General features: G+C 47.9%; 19 protein-coding genes. 9 read left to right on the top strand and 10 right to left on the bottom strand.

Going from position 1 to position 24,028, the window contains the following annotated elements; genetic code table 11:
- Window positions 1-184 precede the first annotated feature (184 nt).
- The 4 genes from LG211_RS17130 (at window position 185) to LG211_RS17115 (ending at window position 6,784) form a co-directional block, all read left to right on the top strand.
- The gene (locus LG211_RS17130; RefSeq protein WP_269478066.1) at window positions 185-2,716 is read left to right on the top strand and encodes an EAL domain-containing protein; all 2,532 of its coding nucleotides are present in this window, start codon (window positions 185-187) and stop codon (window positions 2,714-2,716) included.
- A gap of 165 nt (window positions 2,717-2,881) precedes the next feature.
- Window positions 2,882-4,231, top strand: coding sequence for an APC family permease (locus LG211_RS17125; RefSeq protein ID WP_148397481.1), 1,350 nt, complete (start codon window positions 2,882-2,884; stop codon window positions 4,229-4,231).
- A gap of 77 nt (window positions 4,232-4,308) precedes the next feature.
- Window positions 4,309-4,995, top strand: coding sequence for a response regulator transcription factor (locus tag LG211_RS17120; RefSeq protein WP_148397480.1), 687 nt, complete (start codon window positions 4,309-4,311; stop codon window positions 4,993-4,995).
- Entirely contained in the window at window positions 4,970-6,784 is a 1,815-nt protein-coding gene (locus LG211_RS17115) for a sensor histidine kinase (protein ID WP_148397479.1), read from the top strand. Before LG211_RS17120 ends, LG211_RS17115 begins: the two co-directional genes overlap by 26 nt.
- A gap of 215 nt (window positions 6,785-6,999) precedes the next feature.
- Here LG211_RS17115 and LG211_RS17110 read toward each other — a convergent pair whose 3' ends face one another.
- Window positions 7,000-7,986, bottom strand: coding sequence for a DUF2156 domain-containing protein (locus tag LG211_RS17110; RefSeq protein ID WP_253020868.1), 987 nt, complete (start codon window positions 7,984-7,986; stop codon window positions 7,000-7,002).
- Between the two features lie 243 nt (window positions 7,987-8,229).
- On the opposite strand from LG211_RS17110, the gene LG211_RS17105 reads away from it, so the two are divergent.
- The 5 genes from LG211_RS17105 to LG211_RS17085 all read left to right on the top strand — a co-directional run bounded on the left by LG211_RS17105 (window position 8,230) and on the right by LG211_RS17085 (window position 14,180).
- A complete protein-coding gene (locus tag LG211_RS17105; RefSeq protein ID WP_269478065.1) occupies window positions 8,230-9,126 on the top strand; it encodes a bifunctional metallophosphatase/5'-nucleotidase in 897 nt (298 codons plus the stop codon).
- Window positions 9,104-10,420 (top strand): 5'-nucleotidase C-terminal domain-containing protein, encoded by a 1,317-nt coding sequence (locus LG211_RS17100; RefSeq protein WP_336246088.1) that lies wholly within the window; start codon window positions 9,104-9,106, stop codon window positions 10,418-10,420. Before LG211_RS17105 ends, LG211_RS17100 begins: the two co-directional genes overlap by 23 nt.
- A gap of 113 nt (window positions 10,421-10,533) precedes the next feature.
- Entirely contained in the window at window positions 10,534-12,690 is a 2,157-nt protein-coding gene (speC, locus tag LG211_RS17095) for an ornithine decarboxylase (RefSeq protein WP_148397477.1), read from the top strand.
- 159 nt (window positions 12,691-12,849) lie between these two features.
- The gene (locus LG211_RS17090; RefSeq protein WP_148397476.1) at window positions 12,850-13,713 is read left to right on the top strand and encodes an AraC family transcriptional regulator; all 864 of its coding nucleotides are present in this window, start codon (window positions 12,850-12,852) and stop codon (window positions 13,711-13,713) included.
- A 2-nt stretch (window positions 13,714-13,715) separates the two neighbouring features.
- Complete coding sequence (locus tag LG211_RS17085) at window positions 13,716-14,180, top strand: hypothetical protein (protein ID WP_227755508.1); 465 nt, start codon at window positions 13,716-13,718, stop codon at window positions 14,178-14,180.
- Window positions 14,181-14,309: 129 nt separating this feature from the next.
- Here LG211_RS17085 and LG211_RS17080 read toward each other — a convergent pair whose 3' ends face one another.
- The 9 genes from LG211_RS17080 to LG211_RS17040 all read right to left on the bottom strand — a co-directional run bounded on the left by LG211_RS17080 (window position 14,310) and on the right by LG211_RS17040 (window position 24,019).
- The gene (locus LG211_RS17080) at window positions 14,310-16,289 is read right to left on the bottom strand and encodes an NAD(+) synthase (protein ID WP_253020870.1); all 1,980 of its coding nucleotides are present in this window, start codon (window positions 16,287-16,289) and stop codon (window positions 14,310-14,312) included.
- A 135-nt stretch (window positions 16,290-16,424) separates the two neighbouring features.
- Window positions 16,425-18,068, bottom strand: a complete 1,644-nt coding sequence (locus tag LG211_RS17075; RefSeq protein WP_269478064.1) for a recombinase family protein — start codon at window positions 18,066-18,068, stop codon at window positions 16,425-16,427.
- A gap of 68 nt (window positions 18,069-18,136) precedes the next feature.
- Window positions 18,137-18,400 (bottom strand): hypothetical protein, encoded by a 264-nt coding sequence (locus LG211_RS17070; RefSeq protein WP_269478063.1) that lies wholly within the window; start codon window positions 18,398-18,400, stop codon window positions 18,137-18,139.
- Complete coding sequence (locus LG211_RS17065) at window positions 18,390-18,740, bottom strand: replication initiator protein A (RefSeq protein WP_269478062.1); 351 nt, start codon at window positions 18,738-18,740, stop codon at window positions 18,390-18,392. The genes LG211_RS17070 and LG211_RS17065 overlap by 11 nt, the downstream gene beginning before the upstream one ends.
- Before the next feature lie 284 nt (window positions 18,741-19,024).
- The gene (locus LG211_RS17060) at window positions 19,025-19,414 is read right to left on the bottom strand and encodes a cysteine-rich VLP domain-containing protein (RefSeq protein ID WP_269478061.1); all 390 of its coding nucleotides are present in this window, start codon (window positions 19,412-19,414) and stop codon (window positions 19,025-19,027) included.
- Window positions 19,415-19,630: 216 nt separating this feature from the next.
- Entirely contained in the window at window positions 19,631-19,948 is a 318-nt protein-coding gene (locus tag LG211_RS17055) for a winged helix-turn-helix domain-containing protein (RefSeq protein WP_336246086.1), read from the bottom strand.
- A gap of 202 nt (window positions 19,949-20,150) precedes the next feature.
- Window positions 20,151-20,516 (bottom strand): metal-dependent transcriptional regulator, encoded by a 366-nt coding sequence (locus tag LG211_RS17050; protein WP_269478060.1) that lies wholly within the window; start codon window positions 20,514-20,516, stop codon window positions 20,151-20,153.
- Window positions 20,517-20,549: 33 nt separating this feature from the next.
- The gene (locus LG211_RS17045; RefSeq protein WP_269478059.1) at window positions 20,550-22,283 is read right to left on the bottom strand and encodes an ABC transporter ATP-binding protein; all 1,734 of its coding nucleotides are present in this window, start codon (window positions 22,281-22,283) and stop codon (window positions 20,550-20,552) included.
- Window positions 22,280-24,019 carry an ABC transporter ATP-binding protein gene (locus LG211_RS17040; RefSeq protein ID WP_269478058.1) on the bottom strand — a complete coding sequence of 580 codons (1,740 nt, stop codon included), beginning with the start codon at window positions 24,017-24,019 and terminating at the stop codon, window positions 22,280-22,282. Before LG211_RS17040 ends, LG211_RS17045 begins: the two co-directional genes overlap by 4 nt.
- Window positions 24,020-24,028: the final 9 nt, after the last annotated feature.

Below are 24,028 nucleotides of genomic sequence, written 5' to 3'. Positions count from 1 at the left end.
GCAAGGTATAGAATAAGTGAAAGATGCTCGACGCAGCTCGCATCTTATACTATTCTGGTCAGATTGGTACGGCGTTGCCGCAAGGTACAGAATAAGTGAAAGATGCTCGACGCAGCTCGCATCTTATACTATAATAGTTAGCGTCAATTACAGGATGATGCAGGCAAGTCCGAGGGGAATGATTATGCGCAAACATATGGTGCTGGTGCTGGAAAACGAGAAAACAGACAGCGGCCAGATAAAAACACTTTTAGACGACCAATATATCGTCATGCAAGCTTCCAACGAACAGGAAGCGCTTCATATCGTCAGCCACGGCAAAGAAAATATCTGTGCAGCCCTAATTAGCTGCTGTTTGCTGATAACGAGGAAGAACAAAATTATGGACTCGGTGAAAAAGGCCCTTTTGTCATATGATATACCGATCATTGCCCTCTTAGACCATTATGGACAAGATACCGCCGCCAGTTCCATTAAGGCCGGCGCCGAAGAAATATTGATAAAACCCTATGAAAAGAGTCTGCTGCAGCGGCGGGTTCACAATATGGTGATACGAAATGAACTGAGGCTGGCCGGGCAGTATGATTCCCTGACCGGCGTCTATAATAAAGAAACCTTTTATGAAAAAACGGAAGCCTTGGTCCGCAGGAACCCGGAGAGAAACTATACGATTATCTGCCTTGACATCGACCGCTTTAAAATCGTCAACGATCTTTATGGAACCGAAGAAGGGGACCGGCTTCTTCAGTTTGTGGCTAACCATCTGAAAGTGGGCACCGCCGAAGCAGGCGGTGCGGTCGGGCGCATTGTGGCTGATGTTTTTGCATGCTGTTATCCGAATATTGGAGGACAGTACGCTTACATCGCAGAACTTATTACAAAATTGTTCAAAGATTATCCGCTTCAAATGGAGCTGGTAGCGGCCATTGGGTTCTATCAAGTGGAGGACCGCTTCATGCCGGCCAGCAGGATGTGCGACCGCGCGCTGTTGGCTTTGAAATCTGTAAAAAATAAATATGTGAAAAACTACGCTGTCTATGACCAGAAACTGCGAGCAAATCTCATTCTGGAACAGGAAATCGTCAACGATATGGAGTCTGCCCTGGAAAACAGAGAATTCAAGGTATACATGCAGCCCAAATGCGATATGGACACAGGAAAAATCGTTGGTGCGGAAGCCCTGGTACGCTGGCAGCACCCGGAAAAAGGCCTCATCCCGCCAAGCGAATTTATACCAGCGTTTGAAAAAAATCAGTTCATTATTAAAGTGGATTACTTTATATGGGAAGAAGTCTGCAGAGAACTTCGCCGCCAGATCGCTGCAGGCAAACGACCAATTCCCATATCCGTCAATGTATCAAGGACCAATTTATATCAAAACGATCTTTATCAACAGCTGGTTTCGCTGGTAGAACGCTACCAGATCGACCCTGCCCTTTTCCAGCTGGAAATTACAGAAACGGTGTACGCCCGCAATATGGAATACTTGTCAAAAGTGGTGGACCGGCTGCAGGCATACGGCTTCACCATCCTTATGGATGACTTTGGCAGCGGGTACTCCTCGCTGAACATGCTGAAGGACATTCATATTGATGTCATAAAGCTGGACATGCGTTTTCTTACCGGAGAAACCGACGGTCATGATAAAGGCGGAGACATCATGAGTTCTGTGGTACGGATGGCCAAGTGGCTCAATCTCTATGTAATTGCAGAAGGAGTAGAGACCGAGCAGCAGGTGGAATTCCTGCTGAGTATCAATTGCCATTATGCGCAAGGGTACTATTATTACCGCCCCATGCCCATGGATGTATTTTGGAACTTAATAGAGGATCGGGAGAAGGTTGACGACCAGGGTATGCGTCATAAGATGGGCGACACCTTTCACCTTCAGGAACTGATGCAGCCGGATGCCTGGTCCGATGCGCTTTTACAGAATATCATAGGCGGAGTGGCCTTCTATGAGTATTACAACGACAATTTGGAACTGATCCGTGCCAATGAAGGGTATTACGCAGAGATTGGGTGCAGCGAAGAGGAAGTTCGCTCTTATGGTAAACACATTTCCGACATGATCTACGAAGGGGACAAAGATACCTTTCGTCAATTGGTCAAAGCGGCATGCCAGTATCAGGAGAATGGCGTCGATGGCGTGCTGCGGCGAAAACTGCAATCCGGAAAGCTGATCTGGATACAGGTAAAAGTATTCTTTTTAGCCGAGAACAGGGGCCGGAAAATTTTTTACGCTTCCATACGAAATGTGACCAAGGAAAAGGAGGCGGAGGAACAACTGCGAATTTCAGAAGAACGCCTGCGCCTGGCAATGCAAAGCACATCCAGCATACTCTTTGATTTGGATATTAAGAACAGGGCATTGGATTATGGGGAAAAAGATACCGGGCTGGTGGGACTGCCTTCCCATTTGGAAAACGTCCCCGGCTGCATGATTGAAAAAGGACTGGTGCATCCTGATTATACAAAACCATTGCTGCAGATGTACCAGGACATCTTTGACGGAAAGCCCAAATCCGGATGCGAAACCCTGTTGAGAGCCTCTGACGGCAGCTACCACTGGGAGAGGATCCGCATGACCTCTGTTTTCGATAAAGACGGAAATCCGGCCCACGCAGTGGGCGTAGTCGAAAACATAGATCGGGAAAAAGAGATGGAACACATGCTGGCTCAAGGAGGAAAACATTTGCAGCACAGCGCTTTATGACCAGCATAAACCGTACATAGCGGCAGTTGTGCGGTTTTCTTCTGCACCAGACTTATGCAAATGAGGTATAATGGGGATACTGTTAAAAGAAAGGCCGGTTGGAGCTGCAAGAACGCAGAAAAACTGGATGTGAAATATAAAGTACAGTGGGAGAAAAAAGAATCTATGGAAACAAAACTGGAGAAACGATACGGGCTGGTGACAGCCATCGCCATGGTCGTGGGCATTGTCATCGGCAGCGGCGTTTTTTTCAAAGCGGAGAAGATCCTCAACGCAACGGGAGGAAATCTGCCGCTGGGAATTTTGGCCTGGGTGATCGGCGGGCTGATCATGGTCACCTGCGCTTATACCTTTGCCGTTATGGCCACCAAATATGAAAAAGTCAACGGCGTAGTGGATTATGCCGAGGCAGCAGCGGGAAAGCAATACGGATACTATGTGGGATGGTTTTTGGCAATTTTGTATTATCCTAATTTAACCTGCGTTTTGGCCTGGGTTTCGGCCAGATATACCTGCGTGCTTTTGGGATGGGATATAACGGGCGGTCCGTGTATGGTGATAGCAGGACTTTATTTGATCTGCAGTTTTGGACTCAATGCCCTATCGCCGGTGCTTTCCGGCAAGTTTCAAGTGTCCACTACGATTATCAAGCTGATCCCTTTGCTGCTGATGGCAGTTGTGGGTACCATAGTAGGCCTTAGAAGCGGAATGACAGTGCGCAATTTCACCAATGTGGTCGAAGAAACGGGAGATACGGCGACACTGCTGTTTACCGCCGTGGTAGCTTCTGCCTTCGCCTATGAGGGATGGATCATTGCCACCAGCATCAATTCCGAGCTGAAAGACAGCAAAAAGAACCTGCCCAGAGCGCTGCTGCTGGGGACCCTGATCATTATGGGCGTCTATATTCTCTACTACATCGGACTGGCGGGAGCGGTGAGCAATGAAGTGATGATGGCCGGCGGAGAAGAGGGCGCCAAGCTGGCATTCGAGACCGTTTTCTCAGAGGCGGCAGGCACGATCATCTTTGTGATTGTCGTCATTTCCTGTCTGGGAACGCTCAATGGGCTGATGCTGGGATGCACAAGGGGAATGTATGCGCTGGCGGCCAGAAAAGAAGGCCCACGGCCGGAACTGTTCGGCTCTGTAGATAAGGCTACCAACATGCCGTCCAACTCGGCCATCTTCGGTCTTCTGCTGTGCGGATTCTGGCTGTTTTATTTCTACGGTTCCAATCTGGCCGGCCCCTGGTTCGGGCCTTTCAGCTTTGATACTTCCGAACTGCCAATTGTGACCTTATACGCCTTTTACATTCCGGTTTTCATCCTGATGATGAAAAAGGAAAAAGACTTGAATGTTTTCAAACGATTTGTCATGCCCTCCCTGGCTATTTTAGGATGTATCTTTATGATTGTTGCCGCTTGCTTCGCCCACCGGATGGCGGTGGTTTATTACCTGATCATCTTCGCAGCGGTGATGGCGATCGGCATTTTTATAGGAAAAAGCAGGAGTTAAGAAAGTTGTAAGAAACGGGTGGCCTCTTTATTAAGAAATGCCCCGTATGATAGAGCTATAAGCTGAAAGGAGTAACCATGAATATCTTAGTTTGTGATGATGATAAGGAAATCGTGAATGCCATAGAGATCTATTTGAAAAATGAGGGGTACGACGTGTTTAAGGCTTACGATGGAATGGAGGCCTTGAGCTTGGTAGAAAAAGCGGATATTCATTTGATCCTCATGGACATCATGATGCCAAAACTGGACGGTATGAGGACTACGATGAAGATTCGGGAAGAAAAAAACATTCCCATCATCATGCTCTCCGCAAAATCGGAGGATTATGATAAAATCACAGGACTTAACGTCGGCGCCGACGATTATATCACAAAGCCGTTCAATCCTCTGGAGCTAATCGCCAGGGTTAAATCACAGTTGAGACGATATGTAAATCTGGGCAGTCTGGAAAAAAAGACAGGTATCTTCAAAACAGGAGGCCTGATTATCGATGATGAACAAAAGACTGTGGAACTGGATGGAAAGAATGTGGCGGTGACGCCTATCGAATATGGGATCCTCAAGCTTTTAACCGAACATGCCGGCCGGGTATTTTCCATGGAGCAGATCTATGAGGCAGTGTGGAATGAGCCTGCCTACAATCCTGAGAACACGGTGGCCGTACATATTCGGAGAATTAGAGAAAAAATAGAGATTAATCCTAAAAATCCAAAATATTTAAAGGTGGTGTGGGGAATTGGATACAAAATTGAAAAAATCTAATAAGCCTGTTTTTATCACAGCATACATCGTGTGCGTGATCAGCTTTCTGGCTTCCATTGTTTGCATAATCGGCGCCGCAAGGCTGAACTCTTATTCAGGCTACATGGATCCGTATTTTTTAGAAAGCAACGGATTCAGCAGCTTCAGCGAATTCCTGGAACAGCAGGGCGGCAATTTGGCCTTGCAGATGGAAGCATTGGAAGAGCATATGAAGGTATGGATTATCCTGGCCATTGCCATGGGCATCATTGCCCTGCTCTCGCTGATTTACCTAGTAGTAGCAGTGGGAGAACGAAGCGGCGATGGTAAGATTCGACTCAATCAATTTGACCGGGTCTTTGCAGAAGTGCAGCTGGCTGCCATTTGCCTGATTTTTTTCGGAGGCGGGGCGATCTTTTCGCAGGTGGTTGACAGCGTATTCGGCGCGATTTATGGAATCGGATGGTATTCGGCAACGGTGTTCAACATTACGGTATATGCGATTTTAGCGACTATTCTAGGGGTGGGGGCCTCGGCCCTGGGACTGGGATTGATTCTATCTTGTGTAAAAAAGATCAAAGCCGGCGTGTTCCTGGAGCGGTCTGCGTGCGGCTGGCTAATCCGCAAGATTTATACGGAGATTTACTTGGGCGGCAGCACCATGCGCAAGGTCGTTCTGGTTGCGATTCTCATCTGCCTGCTGTCAGCGACTGTTTTTCTGGCGCCGGTGATGCTGATCGTAATTCTAGTCTTTGCCCCCAAATGGGTACACAAGTACGATGAAATTAAGAAGGGACTCAAAGAAGTCAGCAGTGGTAATCTGGACTATAAGATTCCGTCCGATGGAGACGGTGAATTGGATCAGCTGGCCGCTGGAATCAATGAGATTTCCAAGGCAACCAGTATCGCCGTGCAGAACGAGCTGAAAAACCAGAGAATGAAGACGGATTTGATTTCCAACGTTTCTCATGATTTGAAAACTCCGCTGACATCGATGGTCACTTATATTGATCTGCTCAAGACAGAAGGCTTGGATAGTGTAAACGCACCGGAATATCTGGATGTTTTGGAGCAGAAAACCGAGCGGCTGCGCCAGCTGACCGAGGACCTTTTCGAAGCAGCTAAGGCTTCCAGCGGGGCGATCCCAGTGCGCATAAGCAAAGTGGATCTGTTATCCCTGCTGAACCAGGGATTGGGAGAGCTGAATCAGCGGGTGGAAGAATCAGAGCTGGAATTTATCATCAATGCCGATCAGAGCCATTACTTCGTAAAAGCAGACGGGCAGCTCTTATGGCGGGTCATTTCCAATCTTTTGAGCAACGCCTTGAAATATTCCCAGCCTCATACAAGGGTCTATGTGGATTTTAGAAAACAGCAGTCTGAAAGAGGCGGCCTGGCGATCATGGAGATGAAGAACATCTCCAGGCAGTCTCTGAATATCGACCCTTCGGAGCTGACGGAGCGTTTCAAACGGGGCGATGAATCAAGAACCACGGAAGGCAGCGGCCTCGGCCTGGCCATTGCCAAGGACCTGATGAAATTGATGGATGGCTGGATGGAGCTTTCCATAGACGGCGACTTGTTCAAGGTGAGAGTTATGCTTCCGGCAGCGGCGGCGGATGAGCCCATCGTGATGCCGGATGACATAGAAATGGGGCCTGCGATGGAAGCGCAAGATAGGGAGCCGGAGGAGGGCGAACTTGACCTGACTGAAGAGCCTCAATCCATGGACCTGCCGGATGAACCGGAAGAAGAGACGAAAGAGCCGGAACCGGATGAGGATAAAGAAGACAACGGCAAACCCGAATAATGGAGATTGAGGGTTAAGATGAAAATAAAGTCATGCAACGATAAAGTGGCTGTCGTATTAGATCAATTCTAATGCGACAGCCACTTTCTGATAACGTAGGAAATATCGATGCCATCGATATTGACGGAGTTTCAAAGAAAGTACATTGCGAAGCGTCGGCCCCTGCGGCCGACATGTGTGCATAGGGAGCTGTGCTCCCGTCATGCACACTTTTTTTAGTAAAGGCTTTGAAGCACCTTGTATTTTTTTGCATATCCGATCGGATTATAGCTGAGCTTGGCCTTTCTCAAACCTTCCAGGCCCACATCGTCCTCCCGGTTAATCAAGCGGGCTTGCGGAAACTCATTGAGCGCAAACTGCTGATTGATCATCTGATAGAGTCCGGGGAACTGAAAATTAGCCTTTTCAACACAAATAATCGCCATTTCTTCAAGATCATTATAATTGCCCATAGAAAAGGCTTCCATCTTCCCGTCCACGTAAAGGGCGCCCATGCGGATTTCTGGCACGATGGGGCTGCTGAGGACGTCCCAAATGCCCTCTTTTTCCTTATCCAGTCCTTCCTCATCCGAGGTTTGGAGTCCATACCAATCTTCAAGAAACCCCTTGATTTCTTCCGCATCGTCACCGGTCAGGCTCCGATATTCCCATCTGCCTTCATACTGCTTTTTAAACTTATTGACTAGATTCTTCTTTTTGTGGTAGGCTCTCCCGGACAGCGTTCTCAATTTTTCCGCATCATATAAGTAGTCTTTCAAATCCTCCTGCTCGGTGATTCGATAGTACGGATTCTCGCAAAGTGCCAGAGTTTCTACAGCTTCTTCATCAGCCAGATAAATCTTCAACGGGAGATTCAACTCTTTGTTGAAATAGGTCTGGACCAAATCAAAGTAATAAGGCAGATCCTCTTCTCGACAAGACGGCATGACCGTGTAAACTTCACCGTCTAGCTCCATCTTCCACAGAACGGCTTCCCCTTCGATCAAACAATACTCCAGCCGGTTGGATCTGCTCCATAAAAATATGTCTAAAAAACTACTGTCGCAAATTTTATTCGGTCTCAACGCAAAATACGGTTCCAGCGCTTGCTGGTCGCTCATCGTCAGCTTTTGGAAATACAATTCCGGCCTTTTTTCTACGCAAGCGTCCGGTTTTTTCTTATTGTAGCACAGCTCTTTCCTGCATAAATTACAATTCATCATCTACTCCTTTTCCTCCCTTTGTCTGCTTTTATATTGATACCCCCAAAACGAAAAATCAATCGATTCCTATCATACAAAATTAGAAATTTTTACCGTTATGTATAAAAGCATCTTTCTTATTTTACACCCGACTGGTTGACAAAGCAATGTTGTTTGACATTTCTACGGGCGAATATTAGAATAAATGAAATAAAACTGCCAGGTTGGAAGGGCTGCCCCACGGGGCGGGAAGGGAAAACGGTTATGAAACACACACACAGAAAAGCAAGGATCGGACTGGTACTGTATATACTGATATGTATGATTTTTTATGCTCTGTCTCAGGGAGCCTCTGAAATCTGGGCACAGGAGTCTACGGCTCAAGCAAAGACAGGCGATATGACCGTTACAATCTACCACACCAACGATATGCACGGCGCATTGGCGGCTTCAGAATCGAGCATTGGAATCGATAAGGTGGCGGCAATCAAGGAAAACACACCCGGGTCCATCCTGGTGGACGCGGGTGATGCGACACAGGGGCTGCCTCTGGCCTCCCTGACCAAAGGCGCTGACGTGATCAAGCTGATGAACATAGCGGGATACGATGCAATGGCCCTGGGAAACCATGAGTTGGACTACGGAACGACCCAGCTTCTCCAAAATGCATCCTCTGCGGCGTTTCCAATCCTGGCGGCAAATGTATTTTACAATGGATCGCTGCTTCTCAAAGATACTCCGTCAGGAAACACCGGCTGCCACACCATAATCGAAAGAACCATTGGAACAAAGACAGTTAAAATCGGATTCTTTGGCCTGACAACAAGAGAAACCGCTGCGGCCACCAATCCTACAGGCATACAGGGCGTGACCTTTGAGGATGAAATCCAATCCGCTAAAAAAGAAATCGATGAGCTGAAAAAAAGAAGGGGCGGAGAAGATCGTGGCCCTGGCCCATTTGGGAGAGCACGATACGGTGCCCTGCACCAGCAAAGCGCTGGCAACTGCTTTGACGGGGGAGTATCAGGGCAAACTGGATGTGATTATCGACGGCCACAGCCACACCAAAGAGGGTGCTCCTCCTGTAAACGACGTTCTTATCCAGCAGACAGGAACGGGACTGACAGACTTGGGAAAAGTGGAGCTTCGCTTTTCCGGTGACGGAAAAAGCGATTCCGTATCTGGAGAATTGCTTTCCTATGGGGCGCTGCAGAACGTAACGCCAAAAGCAGAAGTGACGGAGGCCATCAATAAAATCAATGATTCCCAGAAGCCATTGCTGTCCCAGAAAGTCTGCGCAGTCGGAAATACCCTCTGGGGAGGGACGATCAACAATTACAAAGAAGCGAGGATCACGGAAACCAATCTGGGTGATTTGGCGGCAGACGCTTACCGCTGGGCAGGCGAAAATTTCTTAAAAACCGCATCGGGGATGGACAGCTATCGGAGCCTGCCGGTAGCAGCCGTGGAAAATGGCGGAGGAATCCGGGCGTCGCTTCCTAACGGCCAAGCAACCGCGGAGGATTTGATTACGGTTTTCCCTTTTTCAAACACGCTGATGATGAAAGAAATAACCCCCAAGCTTTTATATGAAATGTTGGAGCGTTCCGTATCCAATGTTACCGGCCAGGACAAAAAGAGCGGGAAATTATACGGGACACCGGACGGCGGTTTTCTGCAAATAAGCGGATTCTCCTTCTCCTACGATCCGGCTGCGGCCAAGGGTTCCAAAGTGCAGAAAGTAACCCTGGAAATGGGAGGTAGGAATGTGAGCTTGGATAGAAATGACAGTTCGACAAAAATGATATTGGTATCCAATGATTTCCTCATGTCAGGCGGAAACGATTTCTCGATGCTAAAAAATTGTGATATGGTCGGTGAGATTGGCGGGGAACTGGAAACACTGCGGGCATATATCGAGCAGCTTACAGAGAATGGAAAGAAAGCTTTGAACACGAGAACTGCTGCGGGGCGTATTCAAATCGCCGGAGAATATCGGGCAGCGGCCTATACGGCCGCCTTTTCCGTAAAAAATAAAGACCAATCGCCGGCCGCGGGCAAGGTGGTATCCGTGTATATGGACGGTCAGCCCCAGCCGGTAAATGTAAAGACGGATAATAATGGGATCGCCCGGATCAAAGTCGCCGATGGACCTCATGGTATTGCTTTGTCGCGGGATCAAAAGCAGATTTACGTCAATAATTATACCGGGGCCGGTCTGGAGGGCGATGCGGAGAGGTCCATACCGGCGATTACATACCAGGAGCCCCAAATAACGCTGCAAAAGGAAGAGACAGCCGCTTCAGCAGCAAAAGAGACACAGACTCTGGCCCAAGCAAAAACCGAAACACCGGCTACAGGCGATGACAGCTTTTCCATTTGGAGCCTGGTTTTAATTCTTCTCACATCCGGCGGGACGGCGCTTTATGTGCGGCCGTTTTGCCGCAGACGTTAAAAAGCATTTCATGTGTTGACAGAATAGAATGTTCATGTTACTGTGGGGCAGTGAGAATGATTTTAGAGGATGCCAAGTTACTTTGTTACTAGGTAAAGAAGGAGGGATTTTTATTGAGATCATTGAAAATTGCTTATTCGCCGGCCATCCGGCAGTACTTTTCAACCAAGCGGAATCTGGTGGAAGTCCAGGATACGGATTACACGGATATTGCCGCGGCGGTGGTGTCAAATAAAGACAGGGATATCATCCGGGAGATCTACGAGACTCGGTTTGAAGTTCCGGTCTTTGTTTTTTCCGAGGACGAAGAATACGTCAACCAAGATATGAGAGAAATGATTTATCGGTGGGTATATGTGGGAAATCTCAACCGGGATATCATCGACAACGAGATTGAAACTGCGGCAGAGCAGTATGAGTGGCGCGTATTGCCGCCGTTTTTCGAAACCCTCAGCAATTATATCGACCTGAAAAATCAGCAATTCAACTGTCCGGGTCATCAAAGCGGCCAATATTTCAGAAAACATCCGGCAGGCCGTTATTTGTACGACTTTTACGGCGAGATGATTTTCAGATCCGATATCTGCAATGCGGATGTGGCCCTGGGCGATCTGCTGATCCATGAAGGACCAGCGGAAGATGCTTTGAAAAATGCAGCCAAGGTTTTCAATTCGGACAATACCTTTTTTGTCATGAACGGTACCAGCACCTCCAACATTATTGTGGCTACCGCCCTGGTGGCGCCGGGCGACCTGGTACTTTTCGACCGCAATAACCACAAATCCAACTACGACGCCGCGCTGGTTCAGGCAGGCGGGCTGCCGCTCTATTTGGAAACTTCCAGAAATCCCTTCGGGTTCATCGGCGGAATCGATGACCACTGCTTTGAGGAAGACTATCTAAGGCAGCGGATCGCCGCCATCGATCCAAAGCGGGCAAAAGAAAAACGGCCGTTCCGCCTGGCCATAATCCAGCTGGGAACTTATGACGGCACGATTTATAACGCGCGCCAGGTGGTTGATCGCATCGGTCATTTATGCGACTATATTTTGTTCGACTCGGCCTGGGTGGGATACGAACAATTTATCCCCATGATGCGGGACTGCTCGCCGCTGCTTTTGGAACTGGGGCCGGACGACCCGGGAATTTTCGTTACCCAGTCAGTTCATAAGCAGCAGGCCGGATTTTCCCAGTCCTCCTACATACATAAAAAAGACTCCCATATTAAAGGGCAGAAGCGTTATCTGGGCTATAAACGGTTCAATAATTCCTACCGTTCCCATTCCAGCACCAGCCCCTTCTACCCAATCTTCGCGGCGCTGGATGTAAACGCCAGAATGCAGGATCGGGAATCGGGCAAGCGGCTTTGGGCCGACTGCGTGAAAATGGGCATCGAGGCCCGCAAGGCCATCCTGCGGAGCTGTACCATGCTAAAACCCTTCATTCCGCCGACGATCAACGGCAGACCGTGGGAAGAATACAGCACGGAGGAGATTGCCAATAATATTGAATTTTTCCGCTTCATTCCGGGGGACAAATGGCACTCTTTTGAAGGGTATGGAAAAGATCAATATTTCCTCGATCCCAACAAACTGATGCTGACCACGCCGGGCATCGACGCCCAGACCGGAGAATATGAAGAGTTTGGAATTCCGGCTACCATTCTCGCCAGCTTCCTGCGAGACAACCGGATTATTCCTGAGAAGAATGACTTTAACTCCATTCTCTTTTTGATGACCCCGGCTGAGAGCAAAGAAAAGCTGGATTCACTGGTGGCTCAGCTGATGCGCTTTGAGCAGCTGGTGCGGCAGAATGCTCCGGTGAGCCAGGTAATCCCCTATCTGTACTGGGATAATGAAGAGCGGTACAGAGGCGTGGGGATCCGGGATCTCTGTCAGGAGATGCATGACTTTTACAAAGACAACAACGCCAAGGAGTATCAGCGGGAGCTGTTCCGAGAAGAAACCTTCCCGGAAGTGGCGATGACTCCGTACGAAGCCGGTGTGGCGCTGATTCGCAATCAGGCGAAGATGGTCGAAATCTCAGGCATTGAGGGCGAGGTGGCGCTGGAAGGCGCGCTGCCTTATCCGCCGGGCATCTTCTGCGTTGCGCCGGGAGAACGGTGGAGCAGCGCGGCAGTTCAATATTTCAGCATTCTCGAAGAGGGCATCAATCGTTTCCCCGGGTTCGCGCCGGAAATTCATGGCGTCTATCTGATGAAACGAGACGGCAGGACGAAAGCCCATGCGTACGTGCTGGATGAAGCATAGCGGCTGAACCAGTCTGAACAACGGTTTGGCAATCCCTTTATTTTGCGGATTGCTGAGCCGTTTTTTTCTTTCAAAAAAACGATCCGGACAGTGCGGAAAATGAGAGGAATGTTTTGTGATTTGGTGGTAAACTAACTAAGCAGCGAAAGGAGAAATGTTGTGGAGTGGAATGAAAGATTGGAAAACATCATTGAGTATGTGGAAGCGCACTTGCAGCGCGAGGAAGGACCGATCAGCGCTGACGCGATCGCAGAACTGGCGGGCTGTTCTTACGACTTTTTCCAGAAAGTGTTTTCTTATATGAACGGAATAAGCTTTGCCGAGTACGTACGGTTCCGCAAATTGACGCTGGCCGGATATGATCTGAAAAGCACGGATCTGAAAGTGATCGAAGTCAGCTACAAATATGGATATGAGTCACCCACTTCCTTTACAAGAGCGTTCCAACAGTTTCACGGCATTTCGCCCAAAGCCGCCCGCAGCCGCCGGGAGGAGCTTCGTGTTTATCCCAGAATGGGGATTTCCGCAAAACCCCAATATGCCTGGAGAATCGAACAGAAAGAAAGCGTCCGTCTTATTGGGAAAAGCATAATCCTATCCGTAAAAGATGGGAATAGGGCGGCTCAAATCCCTTGCTTCTGGAATGAGTGCCAGCAAAACGGCGTTTTTTCTCAAATGGTTGCAATGGATTCGGCAGACCCGCCCGGACTCTACGGTCTCTTTTTAAGCCCCGGCGGCACCGATGACCAGATGGAATATGCGATCATGGTCAGCACCGCACAGGATAAGCCGGAGGGTTTTATAGAGGAAACTCTGCCGGAGATGACCTGGGCTGTCTTTGATTGCAGGGGGCCGTCAGTTCAAGCCATCCAGACCGGGTGGAAGTTTTTAAAAGAAGAGTGGTTGAATCAATATCCTTTTGCCCATGCAAGCTGTCCCGAGGTGGAATGGTACAGCCGGGGAAATGCCTATGGGGAGGATTATTTAAGCCAAATCTGGATACCGATTATATTGGAGGAATGAAAATGGTACATTTAGTATACTGCGACAATGCAGGCAAACGCGGAGAAAAGGTCCTAGATAAAATTTTGGACGGAACAAAGACGATGGTCGTACGCGGCGCGGCCGGGCGGAAAATTCCCCACAGCAGGGTTTTTGCCGGCGAGGAGCTCTACTTTATGGAAAAAGGGACTGCTAAAATTACGGCCAAGGCTGTGGTGAAGGATGTGGAAAATTTTGTGAAGCTGTCCGATGAAGAGATTGATGAGGTTTTAGAGAAGAACCAGCAGAAGCTGAACCTGTCTGAAAAGCAGAAAAAACGGTGGCATAAAAAATGCCTTTGCCTTGTGGAATTCCAAGGAGTGGAGCAGATCGAGCCTCTGGATTTTGAGCATCAGGGGAATATGGACGATTGGCTGATCCTGGAGAAAATTGAAGATGTGGCTGCCGGGACAAGCGTTCCTTACAACTATGAGAAATCCAGATTCTAGCCTGCGGGCTGGGCTGGAAAAATAGCGCAGCCATCTATTCAGCAGCCAGCCGGTTGGGCGCCCGTTTCTCTTACGGACGCCGGCCGGCTTTTTTTCATAACGCAGGAAATATCGTCATGCACACGTTTTTTACTTAATTTCATCCAGCCAGATGGCCGCGTCCGCATCGCTTGGCATCCGCCAGTCCCCTCTAGGAGACAAGCTGACCGATCCCACTTTGGGGCCGTCAGGCACGCAGCTTCTTTTGAACTGCTGGGCAAAGAACCTGCGGTAGAAGGTGGTCATCCATTTCTTGATAAATGCCTCGTCGTATTCGCCGGCAAAGGCGTTTTTTGCTGTAAAGAGAAGCTTTTCCGGTTCCATTCCATAACGGATCGTATAATAGATAAAGAAATCATGGAGGATATAAGGCCCCACGCTTTCCTCGGTCTTTTGGGCGATATCCCCGTTGGGATCAGGCGGCAGCAGCTCAGGAGAAATGGGCGTATCCAGAATGTCTTGCAGGGTTTCCTTCAGCAGAGCGTTGTCAGAGCTGAAATCCGGATCTTCGCTGGGCCCGCTCAGCTTGTTTTCCATGACCCATTTGACGACAAAACGGACCAGCGTCTTGGGAACACTGGCGTTGACCCCGTACATGGACATGTGATCGCCGTTGTAGGTGCACCATCCCAGCGCCATTTCCGAAAGGTCGCCGGTGCCTACCACCAGCCCGCCTTCCTGATTGGCCGTATCCATGAGGATCTGCGTCCGCTCTCTGGCCTGGGAATTCTCATACGTCACATCGTGAACCTGGGGATCGTGGCCAATATCGGCGAAATGCTGGTTTACAGAATCCTTAATGGAAATTTCCCGAACCTGCGCGCCGAGTAGCTTCATGATGGTCATGGCATTGTGATACGTTTTTCCGGTTGTGCCAAAGCCCGGCATGGTGACGGCCACAATATCGTCGGCCGGACGTCCGATCAGCTTGTGGGTATAGGCACAAACCAGCAGAGCCAGCGTCGAATCCAATCCGCCGGAAATACCCACCACGGATTTTCTCGAATGGGAATGCTCAATGCGCTTGGCCAGGCCCGCTGCCTGCAGGTTGAAAATTTCCCCGCAGCGCTGGTTGACCATCTGGGTGTCGTCGGGCACAAAGGGATTCCGGTCATAGCGGCGGTAGAGGGTATCCTGGGAAGTGATCAAGGCGACCGGTGAAAGTCCGATCTGCTGATACTTCTCCGGCTCCCCGAAAGCAGAAGCACAGCGGCTCATATTACTGTCCTGGGCCCGCTCAAAACGGATTCTCTGAAAATCAATTTCGCTGTAAATGATTTGGCTTTGCCGCTGGAAGCGGTCGCTTTCTTTCAAGACAATGCCGTTTTCCGCAATCAGGCTGTGGCCGCTGAATACCACATCGGTGGTAGATTCGCTGACACCGGCCGATGTGTAGACGTAACCGCAATTGCACTTGGCGCTTTCCACTGTAACCAGGTTTCTCCGGTAATCCGCTTTGCCCACCGTGTCGTTGCTGGCGGAAGTGTTGAAGAGGATATGTGCACCGGCCATGGCCATCTGGGAGCCGGGGGATATGGGAAGCCACAAGTCCTCGCAGATTTCCACGCCCACGCAAAGCTCAGCCGCATCATCGCAGAAAAGCAGGTTTCCAAAGGGAATGTCCTCGCCAAAGAGGCGGATTGCTTTCTGCCTGCGGGCCAGATCGATTCCGCTGGCAAACCACCGGGCCTCATAAAACTCCTTGGAATTGGGCAAAAACATTTTGGGTACGATTCCTTTGATTTTTCCGCCCTGGATGAGAACGGCGCAATTATAGAGACTGTTTTCAATCCGCAGATAGCAGCCGAGAATCACCGTCGTCCTCAGTTTTTTGGTGGCGAGGACAATTTCTGAGAGGCATTCAAGCTGGCTTTGATACAAATGCTCCTGATAAAACAGGTCTCCGCAGGTGTACCCGGTGATGGCAAGCTCCGGAAAGACGAGAAACCCTGCCCGTTCCTTTTCCGCCGCTTGGATGAGAGTGAGAATCTGCTGCGTATTGTATTTTGTGTTGGCGACTTTCAGGGACGGTACCGCGGCACCGACCCGAACTAAACCTAAATGTTTCATCGGTATTTTTCTCCTTAACTGGTATGCATCGTAATATCCCATCTATTATATACCATTTCTGAAAAATTAAAAAGGTGCTGCTTTAGGCAGCGTCCCATAAGGAAGTAAAAAGAATTTGGTCGGAACCGGCGTGACTTAACACGCCGGTTCCGATTCGTTTAAGGACTCCCTTCCAATCTTCAAAGGGATGCGGATTTGCCCCACATAGGTAAAGTACAAATCGATCTGTACATGCTTCCTCCCGTTCTCCCTTACCGGGCTGTGCACCACAATCTTGCTTACAAGTTCATTGAGAATGGCGGCGTCAAGTTCCGGAATATCCAGATACTTGTCCACCAGCTTCAGAAACTCGTTCACATCCGAAACCTGCCCGGCCTGTGCCTCAATTTCCCGTTCCAGCACAGCGGCAAGCTGCTCAATCTCTGCCTGCTCTTTCTCATATTGGCGGGATAATTTTAAGTACCGGCTGTCGGACAGCTTGCCCAGCACGTTGTCCTCATAGATGTGCTGGATAATTCTGTCCAAATCCTCCATCCGCTTCCTCGCCTCAGAGAGGGCTTTCTGCTTTTCCGCCAGCTCCGCTTTCCGGCTTTCTTCGTCCTGCGCCAGCATTTCCAGCTTAAAGTCCTTTCGGAACATACGGACGTAAACCAATGTCCGCTGGATAGTCTCCAGCACGATCCGGTAAAGCACCTGTTCCCGGATATAGTGGATTTTGCAGGAGCCGGTGTTGCTCTTGTAGTTGGAGCAGACAAAATGGTTCTGGCTGTTGTCCTTGTAGGTGTTGCAGGTGCAGAAGTACAGCTTGGCCCCGCAGTCGGCGCAGTAGAGAAGGCCGGAGAACATGCTGGTCCTTCCTGTTTTTGTCGGCCTGCGTTTGTTCTTCCGCAGTTCCTGTACCCGTTCCCACTGGCCTTTCTCAATGATGGCAGGCTGGGTATCTTCGAATATTTTCTGGTTCTCAACCGGGTTTTCCATCCGCTTTTTGAATTTCAGGGACTTGGTATAGGTCTTGAAATTCACGGTACAGCCCGTATACTCCCGCCGCTCCAATATCCCGGCGACGGATTTAGCGCACCACTGATAAAGATTCTCCGGCATGGCCCAGCCTTTCTGCCTGGCGTGATAGGCGGTAACGGTCAGTACCTTATCGGCTGTGAGGATTTTGGCGATCTGCATGGGTCCTTTCCCCGCAATGCAGAGGTTGAAGATGCGCTGTACCACCTTTGCCGCTTCTTCGTCCACAACCCATTTCTTCTTGTCCCTCGGGTCTTTTATGTACCCATAAGGCGGATTGCTGGCGAGATGTTCCCCGGCTTCTCCCCGCATCTTTACCACTGCCCGGATTTTCTTGCTGGTATCCTTGGCGTAGTAATCGTTGAACACATTTTTGAACACCGCAAAATCATTTTCCCCTTTGGCGCTGTCTACATCGTCGTTGATAGCGATAAAGCGGACGTCATAAGCGGGGAAAATGAAATCCTGAAGCCGCCCCATATAGGAATACTCCCTGCCCAGCCGGGACAAGTCTTTGACAATCACAGCGGATACGCTGTAATCCTCCACATATTTCATCATCTCTTGAAAGCCCGGCCTCTGAAAACTGGTTCCCGAATATCCGTCGTCTACAAAGAATTGGATATTCCGAAACCCATGTTCGGCGGCGTATTTACTGAGCAGGGCCTTCTGGTTGGTAATGGAATTGCTTTCCCCGTCCAGGGCGTCGTCCTGGCTCAAGCGGCAGTATAAAGCGGTGATTTTCTCTGGCTGCTGGTTCATTTGCTTCTCCTTTCTGTTCAGGCAGCCAAGTAAACAGTTGCCCTTATTATAACGCTCCAAATCGCTTTTTACAGCTCCGTTTCTTCAATTTCAGGTTCTTTTTCCCGCAAATCCTTCTCCATCAGCCGCCTCAGTTTCTTCACGATCCCTTCCGAACCTTTTCCTGCAAAGTGGGGAATGACCGTGTAGACAGTATTCCCCTCAAAGAAGGGATAGCTGCTGCCGCCAAGGTCAAAGTAAAACGCTCCGTCTTTGAAATGCTTTTCCATTCGCTCTCCCACATCGGGGTCAAAGTCTTTCAGCAGTTCATACAGCTTTTGTTCATCGGTCATTGGCGCACCTCCTTTTATCAGTCGGCATATTTAGGGTGATTACAGCAGGTCGGCCGAGGCCCTGTTTCCGGCGGACAATCAGGCCCAAGGACTCCAGCTCGTGAAACGCCCGCGTCGTTACCTGTCTGCTCCGGCGGAGTTTCGCTTTGGCATCCTCCACAGTAAAGTACAGGCGGATGGTTCCGTCCGATTCGATGTAGCCTTTCTTTTTGGAAATCCCCGCCCGGTCCAAAAGCAGGGCGTACAGCACCTTGGCGTCATTGGATAAATCCAGAGAGATAAGGAACCGTGGAAAAATGATGTAAGACGAAATTTCCGTATCTGTTTTGTATGGAATCATAAATCCTCCTTCCTATCCATCCATCGCTGTGATAGATAGATTGATATTGACTGTTTTGTATTTGACTCTTTCTTATTAACTACCGTCTAAATCAGGGCTGTCAGAGAGGCGGGAAAGCCACGGACTGAAATACAGGATATGGGCGCTCCAGAGCGTCCGCTTTGCCGTGTCCTAGAATCCCGAATACGGAAAATCCCAATACGGACAGTTAGAAGCTCGTTTTTGGCGGGTATAAGGGATTTATCCCTCTATCCCGTTGACCAGCGTTTACAAAGCCTGTAGAATCAAGGTTTTTTCGTCTCTAATTGTCCGCAGGCAGCCCTCCTTTTCCGGTCGCTGGCTGTTTTCTGCCTGCGGTGAACGATGGCGGCACAGATCTTGCAATATTTCGCCCGGTTGGAACCGGGAAGGAATGGCTGGCCGCAGACAGCACACCGTTTCTGCTCTTTTCGATAAAGCAAAGCAGCCGCCAAAGGCTCATCCAAGGGCAGGACAGCGGCTCGAAACCACCTGCACAGCAGGGAGTAGGAAATGCTTTGCACGCACACGCATTCTTCTCCATCGTCAAGGACAAGGCAGTTCCCGCCGTCATAGTTGCAGCACTGATGGACCAGCTTTCTGGCTCTGCGGTACTGGGAATAGGTCATGACGGGGAGCTTTTCTTTGATTTCCATCACCTCCTTTCAGATGGTCAAAAAACTCTCTCTATCTATCCGTACATTTTGAAAGCAAAATGAAACCCCTTTTTGAAAATAAATTTGTGGCAGTCAAAAAACACCTTTCATATATCCGTACATTTTTCGGGGGATTGTTGCATGGGTAAGTGGAAAAATTTTAGGGAATTAAAAAATGCCGCCATGATATGAAAATCATGACGGCATTTCTGCCTTTCATATTTCAAACTTGTAGCCGATACCGTAGACGCTTTTCACATAATCCGGTAGATCAGGCGCAATCTTTAGCTTCCTCCGCAGATTGCTCACATGGTTATTGACTGCCTTGCGGGAGTAGTAGGTATAGTCCTCATGCCATACCAAATCCATAAGCATTTCATAGGTGAATACCCGTTTAGGATTTAAGATAAGTAGGGAGAAGATTTCAAATTCCTTGACCGTTAATTCTATTGGTTGCTCTCGGATTGTAACAAGTCTCTGCTCTAAACAGAAGTACAAATCTCCGGATCGGGTTTCTGTTAGGGAGTGGTTCACCCTTTGGGGGATAGAATATTTGCCGCGGAAGATGGCCTGATGTGGCAAATGAACCGGATTGGTATAGTTTGTTTCGCTCTCGAAAACAAACTGCGCAAGTTCCCTCCGTTGCTCTACAGAAAGCAAGGCAAACAATTTTTCTCCAATCTGCCAGCCGGTTTCGGCTAAATCCAGTACAGCTAATTTCCCATATCATCACCACCTAACCGTCATCCAATGCTTCCTTTAATTTTTGAAAAGACTCCGCGCTGATCGCGTGTTCAATACTACAGGCATCATGCTCTGCGATTTTGGGATCCACACCGGCTGCGATAAGCCGTTCTGTAAAAAAGCGATGCTTTTCGTAAATCTGCTCGGCAAGCTGCAAGCCTGCTTCTGTCAGGGAGAGCGTGCCGTTGGCATTTTTAACAAGATGGCCGGATTTTGTGAGTTCCTTGACTGCCCGGCTTACGGAAGGCTTTTTTACTCCTAATTGCTCTGCAACATCTACGCATCGAACATAACCGTGCTGCTGTTTTACCATTAAGATGGCCTCCAGATAATCCTCCATTGCTGATGTCAAAGCCATTGGCACACCTCCCTTGCAGTAATTTTGAGTGCTCTATATCTTCCATTCCTTTGATTTTTCCTGTTCGGAGATTACATGAGAATACCAGCCGCCACGTTTGATTAGTTCTTGGTGGGTACCCTGTTCCGCTATATTTCCGTTCTGTAAGACTAAAATCTGATCGGCATTGACAATCGTGTTTAACCGATGGGCGATAACAATAACCGTTTTACCTTCCATGAGCTTATCCAGAGCCTTATTGATTTCCTGTTCATTGTCAGCATCCAGATTAGAAGTAGTTTCGTCCAACAGGACAATAGGCGCATCTTTAATCAATGCCCTTGCAATCGAAATACGCTGTTTTTCACCACCGGAAAGCGTGGAACCACCTTCACCAACCAAAGTATCATATCCATCCGGTAACTGCATAATAAAGTCGTGGCATCTTGCTGCTTTTGCGGCTGCCTCAATTTGTTCCTGTGTGGCATTTGGATTCCCAACACGGATATTTCCAGCAATCGTATCATTCAACAAATAAACATCTTGAAATACTACAGCCATATGGCTGGCTAAACTGTCTGGAGAAAGCTTCTTAATGTCCTGTCCGCCAATCGAAATTGTTCCTTTGGTTACATCCCAAAAACGAGAGAGCAGACTGATTACTGTGGTCTTACCGCTGCCGGACGGTCCCACCAATGCAGTCGTTGTACCTGGAGCAGCTTGGAATGAAATACCTTGTAATACCTCTATATCGTCCTCATAGGAAAAATGTACGTTATCAAAGCAAATCTTGTATGCTTCTATATCATCCGCATCTTTTTGATAAGTTAGCGGCTTTTCTTTCCGAACTCGCAAAATATTTTCAGCAGCTTTCCCAAGATAAGTCATTTCCGGGTACAAACTTCCCAAGGTAGCCATCATACTGGAAAGCGATACGGCAATCATAATTACCAAAACAAACGCCTGCGTATCAAGGATTCCTCCTTGCAGCATCCATGTGCCTGCAACAAGCGTAACTGGAAGCATGAAAGAGGTTACAATGGAAAAAAGAATGGAAAATGGCATAATAGAAAGTTCCAGCCGAATAGATTGTTTTTTCAAATCCTTGAAGCTATTATCCAATCTTTCAAATCGTTCTCCTGTCAGATTATACAGTTTGAACGTCTTAATTCCATTGATGTACTCAACAATCCGGGAAATCACACCATTTACACTATTTCTCTGCTTTGCACCATATTTTTTTGACATTTTCCCACTAATATACATTAAAGGGAAAGCTAATATAATCGAAGCCATCAGCGTCAATCCACATTGCCAGCTTATGATAAACGCAAACAGCAGTGTAAACGCACTGAAAAATAGAACCTTAAAAATACTGGACATTGAATGGGTAAGGATTTGCTCGAAGTCGGCTATATCAGTTGTAAGGGTTGAAGTCAGCCGACCAATACTGTTTTTATTGAAATATCCTAAATTCAGACTTCGGATATGATCCCCTAATGATAAGCGCAGATGTGCAGTTACATCCGCACCGCGAAATTGTGTCCGGGTATAGTTGATCGAATAGAGGATAGCCCGTACAACAAACAAAACCAAAAGGATAATACTGCAAATCAGGAGTTTGTCAGAAGAAAAGGATTGATTCAACAATTCCAAGAGGACAGTCAGCATAATACAGAACATGCCCATATGCAGGATAGAATCTACACATGATAAGACCACTGGGAGAATAAAGTTTTTCATTCTTTCTCCAACGACATCTTTTACGGTTTTATAAAAAGAAATCATACTTCCACCTCCTGCATATAAGTTTGCCACATCCGACTATAAAGACCGTTTTGGGCGAGCAATTCGTTATGGGTACCTTTTTCAGTTACTTTTCCCTTATCGAATACACAAATTTGATCCGCACTAATAATCGTATGTAAGCGATGGGCGATCATAATGGTGGTTTTACCTTTTAACAGATTAGAAAGGGCAATCTGTATTTTATGTTCATTTTCAATATCGGTATAGCTGGTGGCTTCGTCAAAAACAATGATTGGTGCGTCTTTCAAAATAGCACGGGCAATACACACACGCTGCTTTTCTCCCCCCGACATCTTCACGCCATTTTCACCAAGTTTTGTATCATAGCCCTGGGGCAGGCTCGTAATGAAATCATGGATTTGCGCCGCTTTAGCCGCAGCTACCACGTCCTCACGAGTTGCTGCTTGATTTCCTATGGCGATATTTTGATAGATGCTGTCGTTCAGCATGAAAGTCTCCTGAAAAACGAAAGAAACCAAATCCATAAGATTCTCTGTTTTCAACTCGTTGATATTTTTTCCATCAATACGGATAGCTCCTTCTGATACTTCCCAAAACTTGGGGACAAGCTGTGCTGCTGTAGTTTTTCCCGCCCCGGAGGCTCCCACAAAAGCTGTAACCGTTCCGGCAGGCAATTCTATATTGACATCTTTTAATACGTCTGCCTTATCATAACGAAAGGTAACATGCTCAAACAAAATTTTGTGACTCTCTGCTTTATTTAAGGTATGTGTGCCCTCTGTAGAATCAGGCGTTTCCATGATAGCCTGAATACGGGAAAGGCCACTCATAATCTGATTAAACATCATGGCAAAATTCATCAGATTTAGAAGGCTGGTTAAAAACACCATACTCATAATCATAAAGAAAAGGTAATCACCAGCGGAAAGGCCGCCTTGAAAGTAAAGCCAGCCGCCTAAAGGCAACGCAAATAGGATTCCGCTTTCCACTAAAGTAATAAAGATACCGTAAGTATATCCTTGACTGCGAGTGCTCTGCTTCCAGAACGCATTGTATTCCGTTACGGTATCAGCATACTCACGATAGCTCTCCGCTGTCATATTATAGGTTTTCATCACCGGCATACCATTGATAAATTGCATAATTGTGGAGTTTAATTTGCCGAGCAGTCTATGATAGGTAGGCATCTGTTTTCCTGTAACAGCCATTGCAACAAACTGAACGGCTAATCCCAGTACCACAGGAATCAGTAGGCAAAGAGCCATCGGAACATTGACGGTCAAAAGATAAATAAACACAATGACCGGCACACAAATAGCCGATGTAAAATCTGGAATCTGATGCGCTAAAAACTTTTCAATCCGTTCTACATCTTCAATAATGACCTTTTTAATTTCTCCAGATGTATGGTTGGTGAAAAAGCCAAGATTGATTTTAGCTATATGGCGGCTGATCTGTGTTCTCACCTGATACAAGGTATTAAAAGCTCCCAAATGGGAGAATGTGCCGGAAACAATGGAGAATCCAAACTTTCCGACAATCGCCAAGGCTGCAATCACTCCATATTGCAATACTTTTGAAAAATCTACGTTTCCGCTGAACAGCAGCAAGAGCGTTTTGTAAATCATTATGTAGGGGATAAAAGTACATAATGCGCTTAAAATACCAAACACTGCGGATAACGCCAAATGAAGTTTGTATTTTCCTGCCAACTGGAAAAGATAGGCTATACCGGATTTTTGCGTATTTTCCATGCTATCACT

This window comes from Hominibacterium faecale, from assembly GCF_020734085.1.
In the GTDB taxonomy this organism is placed as follows: domain Bacteria; phylum Bacillota; class Clostridia; order Peptostreptococcales; family Anaerovoracaceae; genus Hominibacterium; species Hominibacterium faecale.
Note: the sequence above shows the minus strand (reverse complement) of the source record. Positions and strands in the feature narration are given on the sequence as shown.